This is a genomic window from Bradyrhizobium sp. ISRA436 (assembly GCF_029910015.1).
Lineage (GTDB): Bacteria > Pseudomonadota > Alphaproteobacteria > Rhizobiales > Xanthobacteraceae > Bradyrhizobium.
In genome coordinates this window covers 3,267,293-3,289,676 of record NZ_CP094519.1, presented here as the reverse complement: position 1 = coordinate 3,289,676, position 22,384 = coordinate 3,267,293, and the positions used below count along the sequence as shown (strand labels likewise).

Below are 22,384 nucleotides of genomic sequence, written 5' to 3'. Positions count from 1 at the left end.
GAGTGGCCCGCGTTTGGACTCGTGAAGGGAGGAAATCATGCCGGCCCTGTTCACCACGGAAGACGCGCCCACGCATCGGCGCCTTGCACTCTGGCAGGACATCGTCTGCGACGTCTTCGTGCAGCTCGACTGCAAGTCAGATCTCGGCACCGCCTTCCACGGCGCTATCACGAGCTCCCAGGTGGGACCGGCGAAATGCTCGACCGTCTCGTCAAGTCAGCAACGGGTGTTGCGCACACCCTCGCGAATCGCGCGCGCGACCGAGGACTTCGTGCTGTTCGCGCTCGGCCGGCGCGGCGCCGGCGCCGTGTTGCAGGACGGCCGCGAGACTGTGATCCAGCCGGGCGAGTTTGCATTCTACGACACGACCCGGCCTTACGAGCTGCGGTTCGACGACGACTTCACGCAAACCATCTTTCAGGTGCCGCGCGCGATGCTGCACCGGCGCTTTGCCGGCACCGAGCCTCTCACCGCGACCACCTTCGCGCCGGACCGTCCGGTCGAGCGGCTGGCCTCCCAGTTCATCGCCGGGCTCTCCGAGGTCGCCGACCGGCTCGATGATGACACCGCGATCCGGCTCGCGGACCAGGCCGTCGATCTCCTCGCCATGGCCATGAGCGAGCGGCTCGGGCGCGCCACGCTGACGTCGTCAACCCATCGCTCGGGCCTTTTGTACCGTCTGAAGGCCCATGTGCTGGCACATCTGCCGAACCCCGATCTCGGCCTCGCCGAGACCGCCGCGGCGCTCGGCATCTCGCCGCGTTACATCAACAGCCTGTTCGCCGACGAAGACACCTCGTTCCAGCGCTTCGTGCTGGCGCAGCGGCTCGAGCGGTGCAAGCGCGACCTCGCCTCGCCCACCCATGCGCATCGCCACATCAGTGAGATCGCGTTCGCCTGGGGCTTCAACGACCTCTCGCATTTCGGTCGGGTGTTCCGCGAGCATTACGGCATGTCGCCGCGCGATTGGCGGCAAAGCCGGTTGCCGAACTGATCGTCGCAACTTTCGCGCCGCGAAAAATGCCCGGGAATCCGGAGGGTCGCGGCTGCAATCAGTTTACGTTAACTACAACAGTCGTCAGCGTCGACCTTCTCACCGCATCACGACCCGATAGATTGGTTCCATTCATTTGGAGGATTTCAGATGCAGGACCGGCGCCACGACGCACGCGACAAGGTGCTTTATGGCGGTGTCGCAAAAATCAATGAGCACGGTTCGACGATGGATTGCGTCGTTCGCAACATCAGCGAGCACGGCGCCTGCGTGGAGGTTGACCACGCGGAACGATTGCCCGAGGAGATCAAACTCAGCGTCGCCCGCAAGGGCCGCTCGTTCCTCGCGCGGCTGATCTGGCGCCAGGCCAACAAGGTCGGGCTTGCCTTCCGCATCATGACATCGGACACCCTGGTCAGCGATCTCGATGAGCGCCTGCGCCGCAGCGAGATCAAGAAGCGCCAGCTCCAGCGCCGGATCAAGGAACTGATTGGCGAGGGCTGAGCGCCTGCGCCCGTCCCGCTCCTGAGTAAGGATTCAGTCGTGTGTTGCCCCACCATAGACTAGGCACCATAGCGCTCACATTCTTCGTGTTGACCCTTTCGAGCCACGCCGCCGACGGCCGGCTTCCACAATTGCCGGATGGTAGATACCGCGTCGTCGTCAAGGACGTGACGGTCGCATTGCCGAAAGACGATCCGGAGAACACTCGCATCCAGTTTCAAACCGCTGCTCCGGCGGGAAAAGCCCCCGATCTCTTCAGGGTGTTTGATCTGGAGCGTGATCCAGAAAAGTATTTGTCCAAGCTGAAGTCGTCGGAATGGAGCGCCGTCGTCGCATCGGCGAACAGGAAAAATGACATTCTCGGGACGAAGATCCTCAAGGGCGTTTTCAACGTCGGCCTGCTGTCAGGCAAGGATGCCAATTGCGCGGCCTGGAAGCTTGATTGGGAGCGTTATCGCGCGACTGCCATCAACGAGAAGGCGGATCAGTATGGATGGATCAGGCTAGGCGAACCGCAAGATCCGTCGAGCAAGTTCATCAAGTTTCTCGACAACCAAACGCGCGCAGGCAGCCCCTATCACACTTTGGTTTGCGATTTTGCCGGTTATTGCCTGCTGAGCACCTGCCACGATGACCTCACCGTGTGGATCAAGATCAAATCGTCCAACAAGATCCAAGGAGAAGATTACTCGGTGAAGGATTTCGACGAGCAGATCGCTAGCGGAACCAAGGTTCTCGAGCGAATGCTGATCGGTCGCCGGGTCGATTTGACCCATCCCTGACGCGCCCAGCAAGAAAATGCCGGCCGTCTCGCGACGGCCGGCTCTACACTGATCTCAGTGGCTCAGGCCTTCACCAGTGGCCCGCGCGACGCCGGGCCGTTGCCTTGCCGCAATGCTGCATCGCGGCATTTCGGGGTTGCAAAGTCCGGGTCAATCCAGCATGCGGTAGGCCAACCCATGCCGGAACCGAAGGCAACTTCACTACATGTCAGCAATGATCGAGCATGCCGACGGCCTGCCGAAACCACAGCGCAATTGGGCCATTCTCACGATCGCGCTCGGCCTCGTGATGGCCGTCATCGATGGCTCGATCGCCAACGTCGCGTTGCCCACCATCGCGCGGGATCTTGACGCGAGCCCCGCGTTTTCGATCTGGATCGTCAACGGCTATCAGTTGGCGATCACGATTTCGTTGCTGCCGTTGGCTTCGCTCGGCGAAATCATCGGCTATCGCCGAGTCTATCTGGCGGGGCTGGTGCTCTTCACACTCGCGTCGGCGTTCTGCGCGCTGTCACACACCCTGCCGCTGCTGACCGTGGCGCGGGTCATGCAGGGATTTGGCGCAGCCGGAATTCTGAGCGTCAACTCCGCGCTGGTCCGCTTCACCTATCCGAGCGCGCTGCTCGGCCGCGGCATCGGCGTCAACGCGCTCGTCGTCGCCGTCTCGGCCGCGGTGGGCCCCACCGTGGCCTCGATCATTCTGGCGGTCGGAACATGGCCCTATCTGTTTGCCATCGACATCCCGCTCGGCATCGCGACGCTGGCCCTGGGCTGGCACTATCTGCCGCACACCAAGCCGGCCAGTCACGCCTTTGACTGGCAGAGCGCCGCCCTGAGCGCCGTTGCCTTCGGAGTTGGCATTACCGCGATCGACAGCGCCGGACATGGCGAGGCGCTGTATCTCTGTCTGACCGAGTTCGCCATCGCGGCCATCGCATGCGTCTTGCTGGTCCGGCGGCAGACGCACCTTCCCTCTCCGCTGTTGCCGGTCGACCTGCTGCGAATTCCGATTTTCGCGCTGTCGATCGGCACCTCGATCGCCTCCTTCTGCGGCCAGATGCTGGCCTTTGTCGCGATGCCCTTCTATCTCGAGCGGCACTTCGGATATTCGGCGGTGCAGATCGGCCTGCTGATTACGCCCTGGCCGATCGCAGTCGCATTTGCAGCCCCGCTCGCAGGCTGGCTGGTCGAGCGCTATCCGGCCGGCCTGTTGGGCGGCATCGGGTTGCTGGTGTTCGCGGTGGGATTGGGCACGTTGGCGATGATGCCGGCCGCGGCCTCACCCCTCGACGTGATCTGGCGCATGGCGCTCGCCGGCGCCGGCTTTGGTTTGTTCCAGACCCCCAACAACCGCACCATGATCGCCGCCGCGCCGCGCGAGCGCTCCGGCGGCGCCAGTGGAATGCTCGGAACGGCACGCCTGCTGGGACAGACCATGGGCGCAGCCTTGGTCGCGTTGCTGCTGGCGCGCTATCCGGACGATGGCACCCGGATCTCGCTCATGGTCGGCGTCGGCTTTGCCGTGGTCGGGGCGGCGCTCTCTACGCTCAGATTGTCGTCGGCCGGTAGCCGGGGCGCCGAGCGGGTGCGGATCCATGAGAGCCAGCGCCTGCGGGGCGAGTGACGCCGCGCAATGCGATCCGGATCGCCGCATCAGCCTCCGGTCGTCCACCCGCTGCGACAAACAAAAAAGGCCGGCTGTTCAGCCGGCCTTTTCATTTGATCGTTTGTTACAGCGTCACGCCTTGACCAATGGTCCGCGCGAGGCCGGTCCCTTGGTGCCGCCTCCGCCGCCTGGGCCACCCGACTTCGGCGGCTTGCGCTTGCGGGCGGGAAGCTTCTCGGGCTTGGGCGTGACCGGGCCCTCGACGAACTCGAAGCCGATCTTGTCCTTGCCCGTCGCCTCGTCCTTGACCAGCACGACGCGGACATGGCCGCCGCCCTTGAGCTGGCCGAACAGCACCTCGTCCGCCAGGGGCTTCTTGATGTGCTCCTGGATGACGCGCGCCATCGGACGCGCACCCATCTGCTCGTCGTAGCCGTGCTCGATCAGCCAGGCCTTCGCAGGCTCCGACAGCTCGATCGTGACGTCGCGGTCGGCGAGTTGCGCCTCGAGCTGCAGGACGAACTTCTCGACCACCATGCCGATCACGTCGGCATTGAGATGCGCGAACGAGACGATTGCATCCAGCCGGTTGCGGAATTCCGGCGCGAACTGGCGATTGATCGCCTCGTGGTCGTCGCCTTCCCGCTTACTGCGGGTGAAGCCGAAGGCCTGGCGTGCCAGGTCCGCCGCGCCCGCATTGGTGGTCATGATCAGGATCACGTTGCGGAAGTTCACTTGCTTGCCGTTGTGGTCGGTGAGCCGGCCGTGATCCATGATCTGCAGCAGCACGTTGTAGAGATCCGGGTGCGCCTTCTCGATTTCGTCGAGCAGCACCACGCAATGCGGATGCTGGTCCACGCCATCGGTGAGCAGGCCGCCCTGGTCGAAGCCGACATAGCCGGGAGGCGCGCCAATCAGGCGCGACACGGTGTGCCGCTCCATGTATTCGGACATGTCGAAGCGCAACAACTCGACGCCGAGCGACGCCGCGAGCTGCTTTGCAACCTCGGTCTTGCCGACGCCGGTCGGACCCGAGAACAGATAGCTGCCGATCGGCTTCTCCGGCTCACGCAGGCCGGCCCGCGCCAGCTTGATCGATGCTGAGAGTGACTCGATCGCCTTATCCTGGCCGAACACCACGCGCTTCAGGGTCTGCTCGAGATGCTTGAGCACCTCGGCATCATCCTTCGACACGCTCTTGGGCGGAATCCGCGCCATGGTCGCGATCGTGGTTTCGATCTCCTTGATGCCGATCGTCTTCTTGCGCTTGTTCTCGGTGACCAGCATCTGCGCCGCGCCGGACTCGTCGATCACGTCGATCGCCTTGTCGGGCAGCTTGCGGTCGTGGATGTAGCGCGAGGACAGCTGCACCGCGGCCTCGATCGCCTCATTGGTGTATTTCAACCGATGGTAATCCTCGAAATACGGCTTCAAGCCCTTGAGGATCGCGATCGCGTCTTCCACCGTCGGTTCGTTGACGTCGATCTTCTGGAAGCGCCGCACCAGCGCGCGGTCCTTCTCGAAGTGCTGACGGTACTCCTTGTAGGTGGTCGAGCCCATGCAGCGGATCGTGCCCGAGGCGAGCGCGGGCTTCAGCAGGTTGGACGCATCCATCGCGCCGCCCGACGTGGCCCCCGCTCCGATCACGGTGTGGATCTCGTCGATGAACAGGATCGCGCTCGGATGCGCCTCCAGTTCCTTCAGGACTTGCTTCAGCCGCTCCTCGAAATCACCGCGGTAGCGGGTGCCCGCGAGCAGCGTGCCCATGTCCAGCGAGAACACGGTCGCGGCCGCCAGCACTTCCGGCACGTCGCTGTCGACGATGCGCTTGGCGAGACCTTCGGCGATCGCGGTCTTGCCGACACCGGCTTCACCGACGAACAGCGGATTGTTCTTCTGGCGGCGGCACAGCACCTGGATCGCGCGGTTGATCTCGGCATTGCGGCCGATCACCGGATCGATCTTGCCGTCGCGCGCCTTCTTATTGAGGTTGACGCAATAGGTCTCGAGGGCCTCGCCCTTCTTCTTGGTGTCCTCGTTACCCTTGGCCTCGGTTTCCTCGTCGACGCCGCGCACCGGCCGCGCCTCGGAGACGCCGGGCCGCTTGGCAATGCCGTGGCTAATGTAGTTGACGGCGTCGTAGCGCGTCATGTCCTGCTCCTGCAGGAAATACGCGGCGTGGCTCTCGCGCTCCGCGAAGATCGCGATCAGCACATTGGCGCCGGTCACCTCTTCGCGACCGGACGACTGGACATGGATCACCGCACGCTGGATCACACGCTGGAACCCAGCGGTCGGCTTGGCGTCGTCAGCGCCGTCCGTCACCAGGTTCTCGAATTCGGTCTCGAGATAGTTGACGAGGCTGGTCCGCAGCTTGTCGAGGTCGACGCTGCAGGCCCGCATCACCGCCGCCGCGTCCGAGTCATCGATCAGTGACAGCAGAAGATGTTCAAGCGTCGCGTATTGATGGTGACGCTCGTTCGCGATCGCCAATGCACGATGCAAGGATTGTTCAAGGCTTTGGGAAAAAGTTGGCATTCGCGTCCTCTATGGCCCCCGGCCATCATGATCGCCATTGCCGGGTCAGGCAATAACAACCTTCGTGATCCCCCGTGATATAGTTACGATGGATCGTGGCGAAAGCCCGGTTCCGGCGTGATGGTTTTCCTCTAAATTTCAGGCACCATGATGTCGCACGACCGCCCCCCGTGACATACGGGATGCCGTTCGCTTCCGTCACGAATGCGATGCAAGACCCGTTCCGCTGACGCGGCGGAGCGGTGGCTACCGGCGGACTATTTCTTTTCCATCACGCATTGCAGCGGATGCTGATGCTTGCGCGCGAAGTCCATCACCTGCGTTACCTTGGTCTCGGCGATCTCGTAGGTGAAGATGCCGCACTCGCCGATCCCGTGATGGTGGACATGGAGCATGATCTTGGTCGCCGCGTCGGCGTCCTTGTTGAAGAACCTCTCCAGCACGTGAACGACGAACTCCATCGGCGTGTAATCGTCGTTCAGGATCAGGACACGATACAGGTTCGGACGTTTGGTCTTCGGCTTGACCTTGGTGATGACCGAGGTCGACGGGCCGCCGGCCCCTCCATTGCGGTTCTCGTCATTGCTCATTTGGGGCACTGACGGCGCCGAAGACGAAGGGGATGTGGACGTGGATCGCAACATGGCTCAGGCGTTCGAATTCCCAGGGGAAACCGGTAAGCGCATCGGGGATGTTTCGCGATTGCCGCAGCAGCCCATCGCGGAACCTCTAGCAACGCTTTCCAGATTGCCGCTCCCGGTCCGACCCAGCGGCTGGGTCGGCAGTTCGAATATGGGCCCGACGGCGCTTTGCCGCAAGCGCCGAACTGACGCCCGCAGCGGCCCCCGACCGGCCGCAATTCCCGTGGCGGCAATCGCCCTAAGGTTAATCGTTTCCGGCAGATTTGACAAAGGAGTCGCCCCGCTGGTTTAGCCGGCGTTGAGGATAAAGCGGGCTTTTTGCACCCGCTCCGGTATCCCTTGGCGGACCTAACGACACGCCGCACAACACGAACCAGCCTCGAGTGAGCGCTGTCGTCGGTTTCGCCAACAACCAATGGACTCCGACCACATCGATCCCCGCGGTCAAGAACGACTGGCAGCAGGCATCGACCAATCCGATCAGCACCTGGACGGGCTGCATCACGGACCGCACGCAGCCCAACGATGCGACGGGGTGCTGCCGGCAACGTCCGATGTCACGACGCCGTTCCCCGCCAACGAGTGTTACGAGAACGGCACCGCCTATTGCAGCAGCAGCGCCTTGTTGCAGCTCGAGCCGATCATTCCGCTGAGCTACAACTGGAGCGCGCTGAAGACCGCGGTCAACGCGATGCAGCCGACTGGCGGCACCGACCAGGCGATCGGGTTGGCCTGGGCGTGGCAGTCCCTGATCCCGGGCGGTCCCCCTCAACGCACCGGCGGAGGACTCCAAAACCACCTACAACAGGGTCATCATCCTGCTGTCCGACGGACTGAACACCGAGGACCGCTGGCCCGACCATGGTGACGGCAGCACACAGCAAGCTGCGGCTGGCAAGATAGTCGCGCAGCGCCCGCAACAAAAAGCCCGGCCGAAACGGCCGGGCTTTTGATTTTCGAGATCTTCGAGCCGCTTACTGGGCTGGCGAGAACTTCCCGACCAGGCCCTCGAACGGCTGGAAGGTCTGCTTGGCACAGTCGCTGTAGAGGCCGGCGATCTTCTGCGATTCCGACACGAAGGTCTCGTAGGTCGAGCGCACGAACTCGCTCTGCGCCTCGATCGCCTTGTCCAGCGACCTCACGCCCGAGAGCTGCTCCACAAACGACTTGGTGTCTTCAAAGGACTTCTTGGCGTAGTCGCCATAGGCCGCCGCGATGGCCTGAACGCCGCTCTGCAGATTAGTCGCGGACGCCGTGACCGATTCCAGATGCTGCTTGCCGTAGTTCTGAATGTCTTCGATCTTGATCATGAGTTCCTTATCCCAGACTTGAAAACGCATTTGCATTATTGCCGGGAAGCTCCCGGCCCCCTGACGCCGGCAAGATAGTGCACCGCACAATAAAGTCAAGGAATCTTGTGCATCGCACAAATCAGTGGCTTGATTCCCGGGCATTTGCCATAAACCGTGGGGGACTACGCAACGGTTGCTTAATCTTTTGGAAACTCGGGCCGCCTAACCTGATTCCCGGGCTTCGTTCGCCTTCCGACAGACAGCCTGAAAACTGTTTGTGAACAGCACCTTAGCTAGAAGAGCAAACCTGAGCCGCAAGCAGGGCAGAGCATTCTGCCCAGATCGGCTTGTTGCGCAGGCAAGGATCGGCGGGCGTCGGGCACAATTTCGCCTAACGCACCAGTGATCTAGATAGAAATTGGGACGGGGAAGTAGATGCTTCGTACAACCTTGGCTTCCTCGCGCGCATTGCGAGTTGGCGTTCTCGGGCTCGTTACCCTCACGACGACGATCCTGATCAGTGACAGCGCCGAGGCACGCCGCTACCGGCACCGTCACGCTCGCCATCATCACAGCCAGGACGCAGGCGAGAGCTACGGTCCGAAGTTCGCCTCGATCGTCGTCGACGGCAATTCAGGCGCGGTGCTGGCCTCCAACAGTCCCGATGGCCTGCGGCACCCCGCTTCCCTGACCAAGATGATGACGCTCTATCTGCTGTTCGAGCGTCTCGACTCCGGCAAGATGAAGCTCGACACCGAAATGCCGGTCTCCGAGCATGCGTCCGAACAGGACCCGACCAAGCTCGGTCTCCGTCCGGGTCAGACCATCAGGGTCGAAGATGCCATCAAGGGCCTCATCACCCGTTCGGCCAACGACGCCGCGGTCGTGATCGCAGAGGCAATCGGCGGCAGTGAAGACGATTTCGCCAGGATGATGACGCGCAAGGCGCGCGCACTCGGCATGAGCAGGACGGTTTATCGCAACGCCTCCGGCCTGCCCAACGACGAACAGGTGACGACGGCACGCGATCAGTCCATCCTCGGCCGCGCGCTCCAGGATCGCTTCCCGCGCTACTATCGCTACTTCTCGACGACGGCTTTCAATTTCCGCGGCCACACGATCACCGGTCACAATCATCTGCTCGGCAGCGTCGAGGGCGTGGACGGCATCAAGACCGGCTACATCCGCGCCTCCGGCTTCAACCTCGTGACCTCGATGCATCGCGGCAACCGCTTCCTGATAGGCGTGGTGCTCGGCGGCCGCAGCGGCGGATCCCGCGACGCCATCATGCGCAACTTGCTCGCCGAGAACCTGCCGAGGGCCGCGACGACGCGGACCGCCGCCGCGATAACCGAGCGCAACCCGGCCGATGCCAATGTCGAGGTCGCCGATGCGGATGACGCGCCCCGCGCCGCCGAGAGCATGGCCGCCGCTTCCGAACCCGCCGCGACCGCCATGCCGGCGCCTCGCCCGGCCAACAAGCCTTCGCTGATGGCCGCAGCTGCTGCGGCCCTACCGCCGCTGCCGGCCAAGCCTGCCCCGCAGGCCAAACCCGAGCCGGCGCCGCTGACCAGCGGCGTGATCCAAAGCCAGGCAATGGCCGCGATCCCCGGCTCGGCTGAACCGATGAAACCCGTGAAGGTGAAGACGGTTCAGGTCAAGGCGGGACAGATCAAGCTCGCTGCCGCCGGTCCCGCGCAGTCCGCGCCGCCGATCACCAACACGGTCCCGTCGCGCAACGAGGTTGCCGAGACCTCCAATGCGATGATGACGCGGGCCGCCAACATGCCGCCGCAGCCGGCCAATTTCGGCACCGGCAACGGCATTCTCGGCGTGCTGCCGGCTTCGGCCGTGCAGGCACCCACCCCGGCTGCGCCTCAGGCGGTGGCCTCGATCGAACCCGCCCACAGCCAGCCCGCGAGCAAACCGGCCGCGGCGACTGCCCACACCGGCTGGATTATCCAGGTCGGCGCGCTGGAGTCCGAGAGCGAAGCCAGGCAGCGCATCGATCTCGCCCGCAGTTCGGCCCGCGGCATGCTGAGCAAGGCCGATCCGTTCACCGAGACGGTCGCCAAAGGCGATCGCAAGCTCTATCGCGCCCGCTTCGCCGGTCTCGAGCGCGACCAGGCCGAAGCGGTCTGCCGGACGCTGAAGCGCGCGGACATCTCCTGCATCACGGTTCGCAACTGATCGACCGCTTCCTCTGAAACTCGCAAGGCCGGCGCCGCAAGCGCCGGCCTTGTGCTTTTGGCGGGCAACCGCGACGGCCGATCCGCGCGCCGCGAGGTTACGAAAACTTCTCGTCAAGAATTTACGGTTAAGTTTTCCCGAAAGGACGGTCGACCACGCCGAACGAGGGCGGGCGACCGCAGCATGATGCCCGCAGTCGCATCATGTTCCAGGGGCATCGACCAGAGATCGACGGAAGCAGCTCTCGGCTTGTGGCGTTGGTAGCGTGCCGGAGTTAGAGATGCGTGCGAAGCAGAGTATCCTTGGCCTCGTTTACACGGGCCGCGAGGTACGTAGACCCCCCCTGGTCGGGATGGAGTTTCTTCATCAGGGTGCGGTGGGCCCGGCTGATCTCGTCACGCGTCGCTCCCGGCTGCAGGCCAAGGATCTGATAGGCCTCCTCGTTCGTCATTTTGCCACCCGCCGCCGGGCGGCGCTGCCCCCCTGCCCGGTCGTCCTGCGCGTTCTGACGCCAGGCGGGAAACCGGCGGTCCAGGTAGCTTTCAAGTAGCGCCACGCTCTCGGCATCGAACGCCGGAACCATTGCCAGCAGTTGCGGCAGATCGAACTCGTCGAGCATATGGCCGGCCTGCGGCCCGTCCACGATCCGGCCGCTGAGCACGCCGGTAGTGTGATCGAGGCTCATGTCCAGATATTGCGAGCGCACCCGCGAGCTTTGCCCTGCCGTGCGCTGTGCGCCACCGAACACGCCGCCGAGACTGGAAAAGCCCGTGGTCCCGAACGGCGACCAGCCGAGCAATCCCGCGCCGAAGATGCCGAGCGGAATCGCGACCGCGAGTTCGCCCCTGACGCCGGTGAAGGCGGCGACGGCGAGCGCGAGCACCCCGCCGACGATCTTGATCGCGCGCGCGAGCACGGCCGGATTGGCCGCACGAAACATCTGCAGCGCGGAATAGAGAACAATTACGGCAACGATGCCGGCGATCAGGGTTGGCATGTGCGGACTATACGCATCCCAGCGACAAAAAGCATGCGCGGCTTCGCCTCCCCGGAGCGTGAAGCGCCGCCCGCTGCGCGACGCCGTGCCCCGCTCATTTCATCTGGCCGATCAGCCTCGCCGCACCGCTCCCGCTCTTGGCGAGTTGCAGCAGCGCGTCGCGACCGCCGGCAGCGTAGGCCGCGGCAGCGCGCAGCAGCTCGCGGAGCTGGGCGGCGGCACCGGGATCGAACCTGCACCACGCCCCGCCGGTCAGGCGCGCAATCTCGCGAAACGCCTGCTCGGCAACCGCGTCCCCTCCTTCCTGGAACATGAAGACCGGGACCTTGAGCAGGCCCAGCTCGCCCGCTTTCGCGCAGAGCTCGTCGACCCGTTCTTCCATTGCATCGCCGACGAACACGACCGCGCGGACGCCGGAGGCGACCGCTTCCCGTCGCGCCTCCGACAGCACCTTGCCGATCTGGGTATTGCCGCCCTGGCAGCTGATCTTGCCCATCAGCTTCGCCAGCCGCGTGCTGTCGGAAATCCACCCGGTGGCGCGGCACTCATTGAAGCCGCGATAGTAGACGAGACGGATGTCGAGGCTGCCGAGCGATGCGGCCTCGCGGAACATGTCGGCCTGCAGCGCGCACGCCATGTCCCAGGTCGGCTGTCGGCTCATGGTGGCGTCGAGCGCGAACACCAGCCTGCCCCGCGCGCCGGCGCGATGCGGCGACGTCGCGCGCGCCTTCGCCACGAAGGCGGCGATGTCATCCGAGGTCGACCTCCGCGCCTCCGGCACAGAACCGGACATGCGCGCGTCACCCGAGTTCGCCGGACGCACGTCGTTTCCGGATATCGGTTTGGTCGGATCGCCAGCCATCAGTGCTTGCCCGTTACAGCAAGCACTATGTGGGCCACGATGTCGGACTGGTCAATGCAGCGAGGCCGCGTGGCGTGCCGGTCGGGACGCCAGGTCACCCAGGGATCAGTTGGTGGCCCGGGACGACTCCCGCTCGGTCTTCTTCAAGGTCAGCGCCTTCTTCACCTTGTCGGTAAAGCTTTGGGGCTCCTTCTCGACCGGCACGTAGAGCGAAACCGGGCCAGGTTCCAGGATCTTCGGTGGCGCATTCCTGGTGTCGACGGGAGCGATAGCGCTGTCCGTGTCGGCAAGGAATTTATCGAGCATGGCCTCGATCGAGGTCTTGGCCTGCTCCGGCCCGGTGTCGCGCATGTCGTTGTGCTGGAAGTTGGTCCTGACAACCGTGATACCGGCCTTCTCGCATTCCGCCTCGTCCGGAATGACGCCCGGATCCGTCTTGAACTGCGGGTCATGGGAACGGAATGAGAGGATCTTGAACTTGCCGTCGGTGATGAACGGCACGCGCAGATTGTCCAGCGTCACGACCTTCTTGATCTCGTCGGGATACTGCTTGGCGAAATACATCGCGATGTCGCCGCCATTGGAATGGCCGACCATCGTCAGCTTGCTATAGTCCGCGTTCGGCTGGATCTTCTTCATCTGCTCGATGGCGAACTTGATGTTGGTAATGCCGCGCTGATACTGCGGCAGCCGGCCGACATAGAGCTCGCCGACCTTGGTTACCATTGGCCCGTCCGACGGGATATCGTTCTGGATGCTGATCGCCAGATAGCCGCGCGCGGCGAATACGTTCGCGAGGAAGGAATATTCAGTAAACTTGACGGTATTGCCATGATTAAGAATCGCGACCGGCAGCGTGATCATGCCAGCGTCGGCCTGCATCTCCTTGTCGCGACGCACCGCGACATCGACCGCGACCGGGCGTTCGTTGCGCGTCGGATCCTTGAACATGATGGTTTCGTGACGGATCGCCCACTTGCTCGCGGTGAAATAGGCCGCCGTGACCACCACGGAGAGCGAAAGCAGAACGACAATTCCACGTTTCATGACGTCCTCGAAGCGCCTGTTCAAGGGCTATTTTTTGGCCGGAGACTCTTTGGCCTCCTTATTGAGAATATATGTCACAGCGGCGTGACAGGAAGTCCAAATGTTGTGTATCGGCAGCACGTTCGTTGTGCGGTGCACCCGCCGCTTGTACAGCTTCACTTGGAAAAGGTGTTATAATACTCCAGCCCCTTCGGGCACGAACGCCCCAGACACCGAGAGAACCTGACCGAATAAACTTTGTTCCGCTATTTTGTTGGCTGGAACTTACCAAAGTTCCGGCAAGGATAGCGGTGTTCCCCGACGCGCAACAGTGACGAAGGTCATCTCTTGAGAGCGAATTCGAGGGCTCCCCTCCCCAGGACAGATCAGCTCTCAGCCGCTCCGCCTAGCTACCAATGATGTCGTGAACCTCAAGGAGCTTGTCGGCCTGGCTGAACCATTCGGCCCGGTTGGCGGCCCGGCGCCGTCCTCGCTCGTCGAGTGGCAGCTTGAGCTGGCGCAGCAGGCTCATGACCTCCTCGCGCGCGGTGACATGGCCGAGGTCGGGCGGGTTCCGAGCGTCGCCTCGTCGATGTCGTCGAGCGCCGTCAGCCCGCGCGGGAAGAATTCGCGATACACCACCCGCTCGGCAAAGCCGTCGACCGATCGGAACCCGAGCCGCAGCGACAATTGCTTCAGGCCCTCGCCGACGAGCTGCTTGTTGCGCGAACCGAGCATCGACAGGCGGTTGCGGACCACGATCCAGTCGGTGCTGGAGCCATCAAGCTGGCGGCGCTTGCGCCTGGCGTCGCGCACCATCTCGGCATAGTGGCTTTCGCCGATCACCACATAGGTGGCGGGATCGACGGTCCCCAGCACATCGAAATCGAGGAAGCTGTCGTTGATCGGCGTCACCAGCGTGTCGGCCATCGAATGCGCGAGCCGCATCAGGTAGCTGTCCGAGCCCGGCGTATCGATGACGATGAAATCATAGGCACGCTCGACCGCGCTCACCGCCTCCATGAACTGCTGGAATTCGGCGTTCTCATTTTCCGCGATCTGCATCGTCTCGCCGTACCTGATGCAGATGTGCTCCGGCAGTTCGAGATCGAGCCCGGTGCACCGCGCCCATGCCCGGCGGTTGTTGATGTAGCGGGTGAAGTTTTGCTGACGACAGTCGAGGTCGATGCTGGCGACGCGCTGTCCGGCCTTCATCAGCGCGACTGCGATATGCACGGCGGTGGTTGATTTGCCCGAACCGCCCTTTTCATTGCCGAGCACGACAACATGCGCGGAGCCGGAATGACCCTGACCAGCCTGAACCAACATGACTTGACCCCCGGCGATATCCTCAAATCGAGCGCGGCTGCGGTCAAGTCAATTGCACCACACTGGTAAGAAATCGAATCCAGTCGCCCTCAATCATGAATCAATAGAAGAAAATTGCTGTGTCGATCCGCAGCACAATGCCGCTGGTACGTGTGCAGCCCACGTCAGGCAATGCTGTCCTATCACACGATTTGCCGGCTGCGTTTCGCTCTTGGTAAAGTGCCGTGACCCGCCGAACGTCAACGACCTCGCCCAGGCGACCAAGTCGTCTCACCCAAGCTTTGCCGCAAGAGACCAAGACCAGATGCCGAGAAATCCTGCCGTCGTCCGCACCGTCCCTGCTCTGCGTCGCGCCGTCGACGCCCTGCGCGCCAAAAAGGCAACGATCGCGCTGGTCCCAACCATGGGAGCCCTCCATGACGGCCATGTGTCGCTGGTGCGGCTCGCCAAGCGCCGTGCAAAGCGGGTCGTCGTCTCGATCTTCGTCAACCCGACCCAGTTCGCGCCGACGGAAGATTTCGGCTCCTACCCGCGTACCTGGAACGCCGACGTCACCAAGCTTGCGGCCGAGGATGTCGACCTGATCTGGCATCCGGAGGTAAAGGCGATGTACCCGGAGGGCTTCGCAACCCGGATCGTTCCGGAGGGGCCGGCCACCGCCGGGCTCGAGGATCGCTTCCGGCCGCACTTCTTCGGCGGCGTCGCCACGGTGGTCGGCAAACTGTTCACGCAAGTCCGACCCGACGTCGCGATCTTCGGCGAGAAGGATTTCCAGCAGCTCCGCGTGGTGACCCAGATGGCCGCGGACCTTGATCTCGGCGTCAAGGTGATCGGCTCCAGGACGGTGCGGGAGCGCGATGGGTTGGCGATGTCCTCGCGCAACGTCTACCTCTCGCCCGAGCAGCGGCGCGTCGCGCCCGAGCTCTACCGCGTGATGAAGGAAACCGCCGCCCGCCTGCGCGCCGGCGAGGATACCGAAGCGGCCATGGCGGCCGGCGCCGCGTTGATCACGAAGGCCGGCTTCGTGCTCGACTATCTCGAAGTCCGCCACGCGAACACGCTGGCGCCGATCGCCTCGCTCAAGGACGGACCGATGCGGATGCTGGTCGCGGCGAGGCTCGGCAGCACGCGCCTGATCGACAACATCGCGGTGTAGCCGCCGAGAACGTCGTGTCGTGCTTGTGCCGCCCAGCGGCACTTTGCTGGCGACGGGCGACACCAGCGCAACCCTGAGCCGCACCAATCCGAGCAGCGACAGCAATCCGATTGCTTATACCAACGGCCCCCGGATTTGACTCACATTTGGGATTTCCAAATCAGTGAGTTTCTGAATCGATGTTGCTGCGTAGACAGGAGCAATATCGATGGGGGCAGCGGTAGCGATTACGCGGCTTGATTTGACCGCGGGCGAGCTTCGGAAGGCGGCGCGCAGAGAGAAGAATAGTACGGTAGCGCGGCGGATATTGGCGCTTGCGCTTGTGCTGGAGGGCGCGGACCGCAAGAAGGCAGCCGAAAGTTGCGGGATGGATCGTCAGACCCTGCGGGACTGGGTGCATCGTTATAACGCCGAAGGCTTGGCGGGACTGCGGTCGCGCAAACCGACGGGACCGCGGTCGCGGCTGACGACAGAGCAGCAGGCCGAATTGGCCGCGTTGGTCGAGGCCGGTCCCGATCCTGAGCAGCATGGGGTCGTACGTTGGCGGCGGGTGGATTTGCGCGACGAGCTTGAGCGGCGGTTTGGCGTCAAACTGCACGAACGTTCGGTCGGCAAGGTTCTGGCCAAGCTCGGGTACCGCCGGCTCTCGGTGCGGCCGCGCCATCCGCAAGCCGATGAAGCGGCTCAGGAAGCGTTCAAAAAAACTTTGCTACGACCCTCACGACAACGCTCCCCGCTCACGCCCAAGGCAAGCCGATCGAAATCTGGTTCCAGGACGAGGCGCGGATCGGCCAGCAGGGCACGCTGACACGCGTGTGGGCCAAGCGTGGCTCACGGCCTCGCGCGCCGCGCGATCGACGTTACGATTGGGCTTATCTCTTCGGTGCCGCCTGTCCTCAACGGGGCGTCGCCGCGGGTCTTGTCATGCCGACGGCAAATGCAGAGGCGACGTCACTGCATTTGGAGGCAATCAGCCGCAAAGTTGCACCCGACGCACATGCCGTTCTCGTCTTCGACGGCGCCGGCTATCACAGTGCCGGCACCGTCCGAGCTCCGGAAAATATCACTCTGTTACAGCTGCCGCCTTATGCGCCCGAGCTCAATCCGATTGAAAACGTCTGGCAGTACCTGCGCGCCAACAAGCTCGCCATCACCGTCTTCGACGACTACGACGATATCGTCGCCAAGACCTGCGAAGCCTGGAACTTCTTCGCAAATGATCCAGGTCGCATCGCCTCAATCACAAGCCGCACTTGGGCAACAGTCAATCCTTAGGGCCATTGGTATTACAGCAATCCGAGGTCGCGCAGTTCGCGGCGCATCGGCTCCGGCATCGAGGCCACGCTGGCGGCGCTCGACTTGGTGAGATCGGGCGGCGCGGCGTCCGCGGTCAGATAGCGCCAGCCCTGGAACGGTCGCATCGGCCGCGGCGAGACGGCGATCACCTTGGGCTGCATGACCAGGCGGCAGCGCCCGATGCCGTCCTTGTCGCGGAATGGCTCGATCGCGATGATCTTCTCGCGCGCGGCGATCTCGCCGCGGATCACCCAGTAGAGCGAACCGCCGGCGAGGATCTCCTCGTCGCGCTTCGGCGTCATGCGCGTGATGTGGACGTGACGGAGCGGCAGGCCCTTTTTCTTCGCGGTCGCCATCCGTTCGGCGACCCAGCCCTTGAGTTCCTTGACCGACTCGCAGCCGACGGCAAGCTTGATGAGATGAAGCGGCATACGCCGGATTTAGCGGCCGGCGCAGGCTTTGAAAAGGGAGCACGATCCGGAACAGTGGATAGCGTTTTCCTCGCGACCGACGCAACGCGGACATCATGCGCCGAGCGGCGAAGGCTCAAGCGCGATGACGGTCAGCCCGACGTTCTCGCGCCTCAGTTCTGGCTCGCGGCTGCGGGTGCGCTCGGCGCGGGCGCGGCTGGTGGTACAGCCGGCGCGATCTGAACCGGCGCGTGCCTCGGCGCCGCCCGCTTCGCCGAAGCTGCCGGGCGTGCAGGCGCTGCGGGCTTGGTCGGCTCAGGCGTCATGATGCTGACCGGCGGTGTCGACGCGGAGCTCGGAAACTCTGCATTGGTCGGTTTGCCGGTCGGCACCGACGGCGGCAGCGCCGCCACCAGCCCGGCCGCGGCCATCGGCGCCACGCCGGGCACAGCGTTCCAGGAAGGCGCGTAGCGGGTGATCAGGTTCTCGTAAGTCCGATCGTTCATGTTGGCGACCACCTGGTGATTGTCGCCGAGGGAACGAAAGGCGGGACACGCCGTCGGCGTGCAGTGGTCGCGGGCCATCAGCACGTAGGCCATCAACCCGTAACGGTCGTGCTCAACCGCACGGCGCAACGCCTGCAACTCGGGGGTCGGATTGCGTTCGGCGGTCGTGATGTCACCGAAGGAGGTCAGGCGCGAGATCTGCGCGGCCGCATAGCTGACGGCCGCGGCGGCCGAGTCGGCCGAACCGAACAGCACCTTCTCGCACGCGTTCAGAACAGCGTCGCCCGCGAGGTCATCGACGCAGGCGAGTGCCGGCAGCGTCGGTCCTGTCGCTTGCGCCGTGCGCGTCTCGGCCGGAGCGGTCTGGCCGCCGGGCCCGAAGCCACGGATCGTCGCGGCGACCGCAACCGCGATCGACAGCAACGTGATGACGGTCAACGCGCCGTTGGCGACGGATTTCTCCGCGCGCAGCAGCGTGACCAGAACGACAATTCCAAAAAATCCCGCCGCGGCCAGCGTCAGCCACGTCGGAAAGGTCGGCGAGCGCCAAATCTGATCCAGTGAGGAAGCCCAAGCCCAGTTCATGCGCGATGTCCCTCGACGCAGCATAGCACAATCAGCGACGGCAAATGCCGCCACCCGGCATTCAACCTTCGGCAGAATGGGTCCGCGAACAGGGCCTTTTAACGGCGGCCAGGGCGAAACCGCCCAGACCGCCGGCTTGCGTACAGTCCCCTCAGGACAGCGCGAGCTGACTCTCCTTGGCCACCCGTTCGAAAGCTTCCGTCGAGCTCTTGATCCGATACTGGCAGTCGTCGCCTTCAGTCGGCAGCAGGCGGATCACCTGATAGGTGCCGCTCGCGGCGGGACGCGCCACGTTGCTCGCAGTGAAATAGACAGTCTCTCCAACGGAGTACTTATGCTTCAACGCCCTCTCCATTTTTTAGAGATCGCTGGCCCGGCCTACAGTCCCGCTAGCACTGGCCAACCTATTGAGAACCCTACGACAACCTAGCACACTGACAGGCCCGGAATCCAGCAGGATCGGGACATGACCAGTGCGCAAATTTTGCAGACTTTTCAGAACGATAGAGGGCCAGCCGCAAATCACCCGCCGAGGCGACGAAAAACCGGGTTCCGGGGCGTTAGGGTTCCGGGCGTAGAGTGGCTTCGAGCGAAGTGGACACCACTTCGCGTGAACAAAACGCGTCAAAACAAGAATCTGGAGCTTTCGGTTCTGATTCAATCAGAACCATGACTCTAGGCGCTGTGCGGCAGCTTGCCGTCGGGGCTCGCACTGTCGACCGCCCCAGGAAGAGCCTGGGCGAGCACCTTTGAGAGCTGGTCGACCGGGATGTTGAACTTGGCGGCCAGTTGCCTGACCGTGTCGCTGCCGAGCACCTCCTGGAGCTGTTCGGCCGTGATCGGCAGGTTCTGGCCGTTGCCGATCCAGGATTTGACCTGATCGCCGAAGCCGGCCTGCTCGAGCTTGGCGACGATCGCCGACAACCCGCCCTGCCCGCCATTGCCCAGCACTTCGCCGAGCACGGCGGGGATCACCGCCGCGCCAAGCTGGCCGAGCATTCCCTTCAGCTCGGGCGAGTTTTCCAAGGAGTCGAGAATGCCCATGGACCTAGTCCTTTCGCAAATCGCAAAGAGCGGTTCCGGATTCAGACTCTTCGGCGCCACGACGTCAAGCCGCGAAGTTTGCGGCCGCTGTCACAATTCGGAAGTCGTGAGCCCCGTCAGACGTGCTCGAATCGGTCGATCAGAAGCGTCTCGGCGAGGCCGTCGCGGGTCCACTCCTGGAATGCGGGCAGCGACATCATCGCGTCGACATAATGCTGCGCCTCCGCCTTTACCGGAATCGCGTAAGTGCGAAAGCGATGTACCACCGGCGCAAACATCGCGTCCGCGCCGGAAAATGCACCGAACAGGAACGGCCCCTGCTTGCCGTAGCGCGCGTGGCAATCGGCCCAGATCTCCTGGACCCGGGCGACGTTGGCGCGCGCATCATCCGACAGCGCGACGGGACGGATCGGCCGGTGCAGGTTCATGCCGCATTCGTTGCGCAGCGCCATGAAGCCAGAATGCATTTCCGCGGAGATCGCGCGGGCATGCGCGCGCGCGGCGCGATCCGCCGGCCAGAGCTTCGCGTCGGGAAATGTCTCGGCGAGATATTCAATGATCGCAAGCGAATCCCACACCGTGACGTCGCCGTCGATCAGCGCCGGCACCTTGCCGGCCTTGCTGACGCTGAGAATGCGATCCTTGTCGGCCTGGTCGGTGTAGAGCGGAATGAAGATTTCCTCGAACGGGATGTTGTTGGCGCGCAGCGCCAGCCAGGGCCGCATCGACCATGACGAATAGTTCTTGTTGCCGATGACGAGCTTCAGCATGTCCGGAGAATCCTGTTGTGACCGGTATCTTGCCATAGTGCATTGCACGCGTCCAACCTGTACATGACGCGTGACGCGGCCGCGCATTCTCGGGGGTTGGCAACATGGCGGGCTATCGGGTCGATGTCGTTGCGGTCGGCTTCTTCGTCATCGAGTGGTTGATCTACGCGATCACGCTCGAGCACACCGCCTACGGCCGCGACAGCCTGTCGTCGCGCATGCATGTCTATCGCGAGATCTGGGTCAGAAACCGCTCAACCGCGAGGCGCGGATGGTCGACATGCAGATCATGGCGTCGCTGCAGAACGGCACCGCGTTCTTTGCCTTCACGAGCTGATCGCGATCGGTGGCGCGCTGACGCTGCTCCGTGCGACCAGCGACGCGATCGCCGTGCTCGGGACGCTTCCGATCAACCCGAGCCCCTCGCTCGCGCTGTGGGAGATCAAATGCGTCGGGCTGGTGCTGATCTTCATCTACACGTTCTTCAAGTTCGCCTGGGCCTATCGCCTGTTCAACTACGTGGCGATCCTGTTCGGCGCGATGCCGCCCGCAACCCAGCGCGACACGCCGGAGGCCGAGGCCCATGTGATCCGCACCACGCGGATGTTCGAAAACGCCGGCCAGCACCTCAATCGCGGCCAGCACGCATTCTTCTTCGCGCTTGGCTATCTCGGCTGGTTCGTCAGCCCCTGGCTGCTCTTCATCATCACCGCCGCGGTCGTGATCGTGATCTGGCGCCGGCAATTCGTGTCGAACGCCTGGCAGGCGATGGGAAGCTAGCGGGCGGCACCGCAAGCTACGACGCAAAGTCGCGCGGCGTGAAATCGAGGTCGAGCACCTTCCACTCGCCGTAGCGATCCCTGGGCAGCATCGCATAGGGCTGGCAGGCCTGCAGCGCGCTGGTCGCGCTCTTCATCAACAACGGGCCCTTCATCGAGGCACTGGCCTCGATCAGCTGCGGAGCGGCTGCGAGCTTCCCGTCCGGCCGCATGAACACCCGCAGCTTCACTCTGACATCGTCGCTGCTGCTCAGCGTCGCCGGAAGCTTCATGCAGGTCTTCAGATGACGGCGGAATTCGGCGACCACGCCGGAGCCGATGTCGGCCCTCTCGGTGGCCGGTGCGTCGAAATTGTCCTTGCCGGCGTCGGGGCCGGACGGCGCCGCGGCGGGCGATGTCTCCGCGGGGACATAAGGCGGCAGACCGAGCATGACGTGGTATTTGACGGTAGGGTCGGGCTCAGGCTGCGTGTAGGCAGGCGCCGGCGGCACCGGTTGCTGCGCCGCTGACGGGGTTGGCTGCGTCATCGGAGGCTGCTCAACCTTAGCCATCTGTTGTGGGGTGGGACTCGGCTGCGGCGCCGGTTGCGGTGTCGCCTGCTTCTCTGGCGGCTGCGGCGCGGGGGCCTGCGGTTCGGGTTGGGCCGCGGTGGACTCGGTCGGCTTGTCGGGCAACCGCAGTTCCGGCGTCGGCGATGGGGTCGGCGTCGGATCGGGCGCGACCTCGGCGACCTCCTGCGGCGTCACGACCTCGACCGGCATCGTGTCAGCGGCGACGGGATCGAACTGATGGACTTCCGAATAGAGGAAAATGAGCGCGAGCAGCAACAGGTGCACGAGCACCGACGCCATCATATCCGCATTTGGCCGGAACTTCATCCCACTCGATCACGTCGTGATGTCTCCCCGCCAGCTACAATAGCGGTCGAGGCCTGTCTGCCTCAATCCCATTTCGGCGCAAAACCGAAATCGGTCAATCGGCCAGAGCATGATCCGGAAATAATGTGGGCGGTTTTCCCTCGCGACAAACGCGGAACGCGTTCGCGCGGAGAGCATGCTCAAACAAGGACGTAAGTGC

Annotated in this window: 20 protein-coding genes and 2 pseudogenes; 9 read left to right on the top strand and 13 right to left on the bottom strand. The window is 63.6% G+C overall.

All coding sequences use genetic code 11. From position 1 onward, the window contains the following. Positions 1 to 37 precede the first annotated feature (37 nt). The 4 genes from MTX23_RS15510 to MTX23_RS15495 all read left to right on the top strand — a co-directional run bounded on the left by MTX23_RS15510 (position 38) and on the right by MTX23_RS15495 (position 3,904). A complete protein-coding gene (locus MTX23_RS15510) occupies positions 38 to 994 on the top strand; it encodes a helix-turn-helix domain-containing protein (protein WP_280977540.1) in 957 nt (318 codons plus the stop codon). 150 nt (positions 995 to 1,144) lie between these two features. After that, the gene (locus MTX23_RS15505; RefSeq protein ID WP_280977539.1) at positions 1,145 to 1,498 is read left to right on the top strand and encodes a PilZ domain-containing protein; all 354 of its coding nucleotides are present in this window, start codon (positions 1,145 to 1,147) and stop codon (positions 1,496 to 1,498) included. An 86-nt stretch (positions 1,499 to 1,584) separates the two neighbouring features. Next, complete coding sequence (locus MTX23_RS15500; protein WP_280977538.1) at positions 1,585 to 2,280, top strand: hypothetical protein; 696 nt, start codon at positions 1,585 to 1,587, stop codon at positions 2,278 to 2,280. Between the two features lie 205 nt (positions 2,281 to 2,485). Then, positions 2,486 to 3,904: an MFS transporter gene (locus MTX23_RS15495; RefSeq protein ID WP_280977537.1), complete on the top strand. Its 1,419-nt coding sequence runs from the start codon at positions 2,486 to 2,488 to the stop codon at positions 3,902 to 3,904. 114 nt (positions 3,905 to 4,018) lie between these two features. Here MTX23_RS15495 and clpA read toward each other — a convergent pair whose 3' ends face one another. Together clpA and clpS are read right to left on the bottom strand one after the other, a co-directional pair. Beyond that, complete coding sequence (gene clpA / locus MTX23_RS15490) at positions 4,019 to 6,424, bottom strand: ATP-dependent Clp protease ATP-binding subunit ClpA (RefSeq protein WP_280977535.1); 2,406 nt, start codon at positions 6,422 to 6,424, stop codon at positions 4,019 to 4,021. A gap of 257 nt (positions 6,425 to 6,681) precedes the next feature. Continuing rightward, entirely contained in the window at positions 6,682 to 7,014 is a 333-nt protein-coding gene (gene clpS / locus MTX23_RS15485; RefSeq protein WP_280977533.1) for an ATP-dependent Clp protease adapter ClpS, read from the bottom strand. A 466-nt stretch (positions 7,015 to 7,480) separates the two neighbouring features. Here clpS and MTX23_RS15480 point away from each other — a divergent pair, with 466 nt between their 5' ends. Next, positions 7,481 to 7,933 carry a hypothetical protein gene (locus MTX23_RS15480; RefSeq protein ID WP_280977532.1) on the top strand — a complete coding sequence of 151 codons (453 nt, stop codon included), beginning with the start codon at positions 7,481 to 7,483 and terminating at the stop codon, positions 7,931 to 7,933. Between the two features lie 106 nt (positions 7,934 to 8,039). On the opposite strand, the gene MTX23_RS15475 is transcribed toward MTX23_RS15480, so the two are convergent. After that, positions 8,040 to 8,375 (bottom strand): phasin family protein, encoded by a 336-nt coding sequence (locus tag MTX23_RS15475; RefSeq protein ID WP_280977531.1) that lies wholly within the window; start codon positions 8,373 to 8,375, stop codon positions 8,040 to 8,042. Positions 8,376 to 8,792: 417 nt separating this feature from the next. On the opposite strand from MTX23_RS15475, the gene MTX23_RS15470 reads away from it, so the two are divergent. Next, entirely contained in the window at positions 8,793 to 10,547 is a 1,755-nt protein-coding gene (locus tag MTX23_RS15470) for a serine hydrolase (protein WP_280977529.1), read from the top strand. Positions 10,548 to 10,821: 274 nt separating this feature from the next. Here the strand turns inward: MTX23_RS15470 and MTX23_RS15465 are convergent, their stop codons facing one another. The 4 genes and pseudogenes from MTX23_RS15465 to MTX23_RS15450 all read right to left on the bottom strand — a co-directional run bounded on the left by MTX23_RS15465 (position 10,822) and on the right by MTX23_RS15450 (position 14,761). Beyond that, complete coding sequence (locus tag MTX23_RS15465) at positions 10,822 to 11,544, bottom strand: DnaJ domain-containing protein (RefSeq protein WP_280977528.1); 723 nt, start codon at positions 11,542 to 11,544, stop codon at positions 10,822 to 10,824. Positions 11,545 to 11,638: 94 nt separating this feature from the next. Next, complete coding sequence (locus MTX23_RS15460; protein WP_280977527.1) at positions 11,639 to 12,406, bottom strand: VWA domain-containing protein; 768 nt, start codon at positions 12,404 to 12,406, stop codon at positions 11,639 to 11,641. A gap of 105 nt (positions 12,407 to 12,511) precedes the next feature. After that, positions 12,512 to 13,453: an alpha/beta fold hydrolase gene (locus tag MTX23_RS15455; protein ID WP_280977526.1), complete on the bottom strand. Its 942-nt coding sequence runs from the start codon at positions 13,451 to 13,453 to the stop codon at positions 12,512 to 12,514. A 385-nt stretch (positions 13,454 to 13,838) separates the two neighbouring features. Continuing rightward, a pseudogene (locus tag MTX23_RS15450) lies at positions 13,839 to 14,761 on the bottom strand (division plane positioning ATPase MipZ). Between the two features lie 304 nt (positions 14,762 to 15,065). On the opposite strand from MTX23_RS15450, the gene panC reads away from it, so the two are divergent. Both panC and MTX23_RS15440 read left to right on the top strand, forming a co-directional pair. Further along, positions 15,066 to 15,917, top strand: coding sequence for a pantoate--beta-alanine ligase (gene panC / locus MTX23_RS15445; RefSeq protein WP_280977525.1), 852 nt, complete (start codon positions 15,066 to 15,068; stop codon positions 15,915 to 15,917). A gap of 208 nt (positions 15,918 to 16,125) precedes the next feature. Continuing rightward, positions 16,126 to 17,192, top strand: a protein-coding gene (locus tag MTX23_RS15440; RefSeq protein ID WP_280971795.1) for an IS630 family transposase whose coding sequence is annotated in 2 segments (ribosomal slippage) — positions 16,126 to 16,612 and positions 16,612 to 17,192 — 1,068 coding nt in all. Because the reading frame shifts where the segments join, the coding sequence is not laid out codon by codon here. An 11-nt stretch (positions 17,193 to 17,203) separates the two neighbouring features. On the opposite strand, the gene MTX23_RS15435 is transcribed toward MTX23_RS15440, so the two are convergent. From MTX23_RS15435 to MTX23_RS15415, 5 genes are all read right to left on the bottom strand, one after another. After that, positions 17,204 to 17,644, bottom strand: coding sequence for a DUF1489 domain-containing protein (locus tag MTX23_RS15435; RefSeq protein WP_280977524.1), 441 nt, complete (start codon positions 17,642 to 17,644; stop codon positions 17,204 to 17,206). A 152-nt stretch (positions 17,645 to 17,796) separates the two neighbouring features. Further along, the gene (locus tag MTX23_RS15430) at positions 17,797 to 18,714 is read right to left on the bottom strand and encodes a hypothetical protein (protein WP_280977523.1); all 918 of its coding nucleotides are present in this window, start codon (positions 18,712 to 18,714) and stop codon (positions 17,797 to 17,799) included. 151 nt (positions 18,715 to 18,865) lie between these two features. Next, entirely contained in the window at positions 18,866 to 19,069 is a 204-nt protein-coding gene (locus tag MTX23_RS15425; protein WP_280977522.1) for a hypothetical protein, read from the bottom strand. A 320-nt stretch (positions 19,070 to 19,389) separates the two neighbouring features. Next, complete coding sequence (locus MTX23_RS15420; RefSeq protein ID WP_280977521.1) at positions 19,390 to 19,758, bottom strand: YidB family protein; 369 nt, start codon at positions 19,756 to 19,758, stop codon at positions 19,390 to 19,392. A gap of 116 nt (positions 19,759 to 19,874) precedes the next feature. Then, positions 19,875 to 20,528, bottom strand: a complete 654-nt coding sequence (locus MTX23_RS15415; protein WP_280977520.1) for a glutathione S-transferase family protein — start codon at positions 20,526 to 20,528, stop codon at positions 19,875 to 19,877. Positions 20,529 to 20,632: 104 nt separating this feature from the next. On the opposite strand from MTX23_RS15415, the pseudogene MTX23_RS15410 reads away from it, so the two are divergent. Beyond that, positions 20,633 to 21,308: pseudogene (locus MTX23_RS15410) on the top strand (DUF599 domain-containing protein). A 16-nt stretch (positions 21,309 to 21,324) separates the two neighbouring features. On the opposite strand, the gene MTX23_RS15405 reads toward MTX23_RS15410, so the two are convergent. Continuing rightward, the gene (locus tag MTX23_RS15405) at positions 21,325 to 22,158 is read right to left on the bottom strand and encodes a hypothetical protein (protein ID WP_280977519.1); all 834 of its coding nucleotides are present in this window, start codon (positions 22,156 to 22,158) and stop codon (positions 21,325 to 21,327) included. Positions 22,159 to 22,384 lie beyond the last annotated feature (226 nt).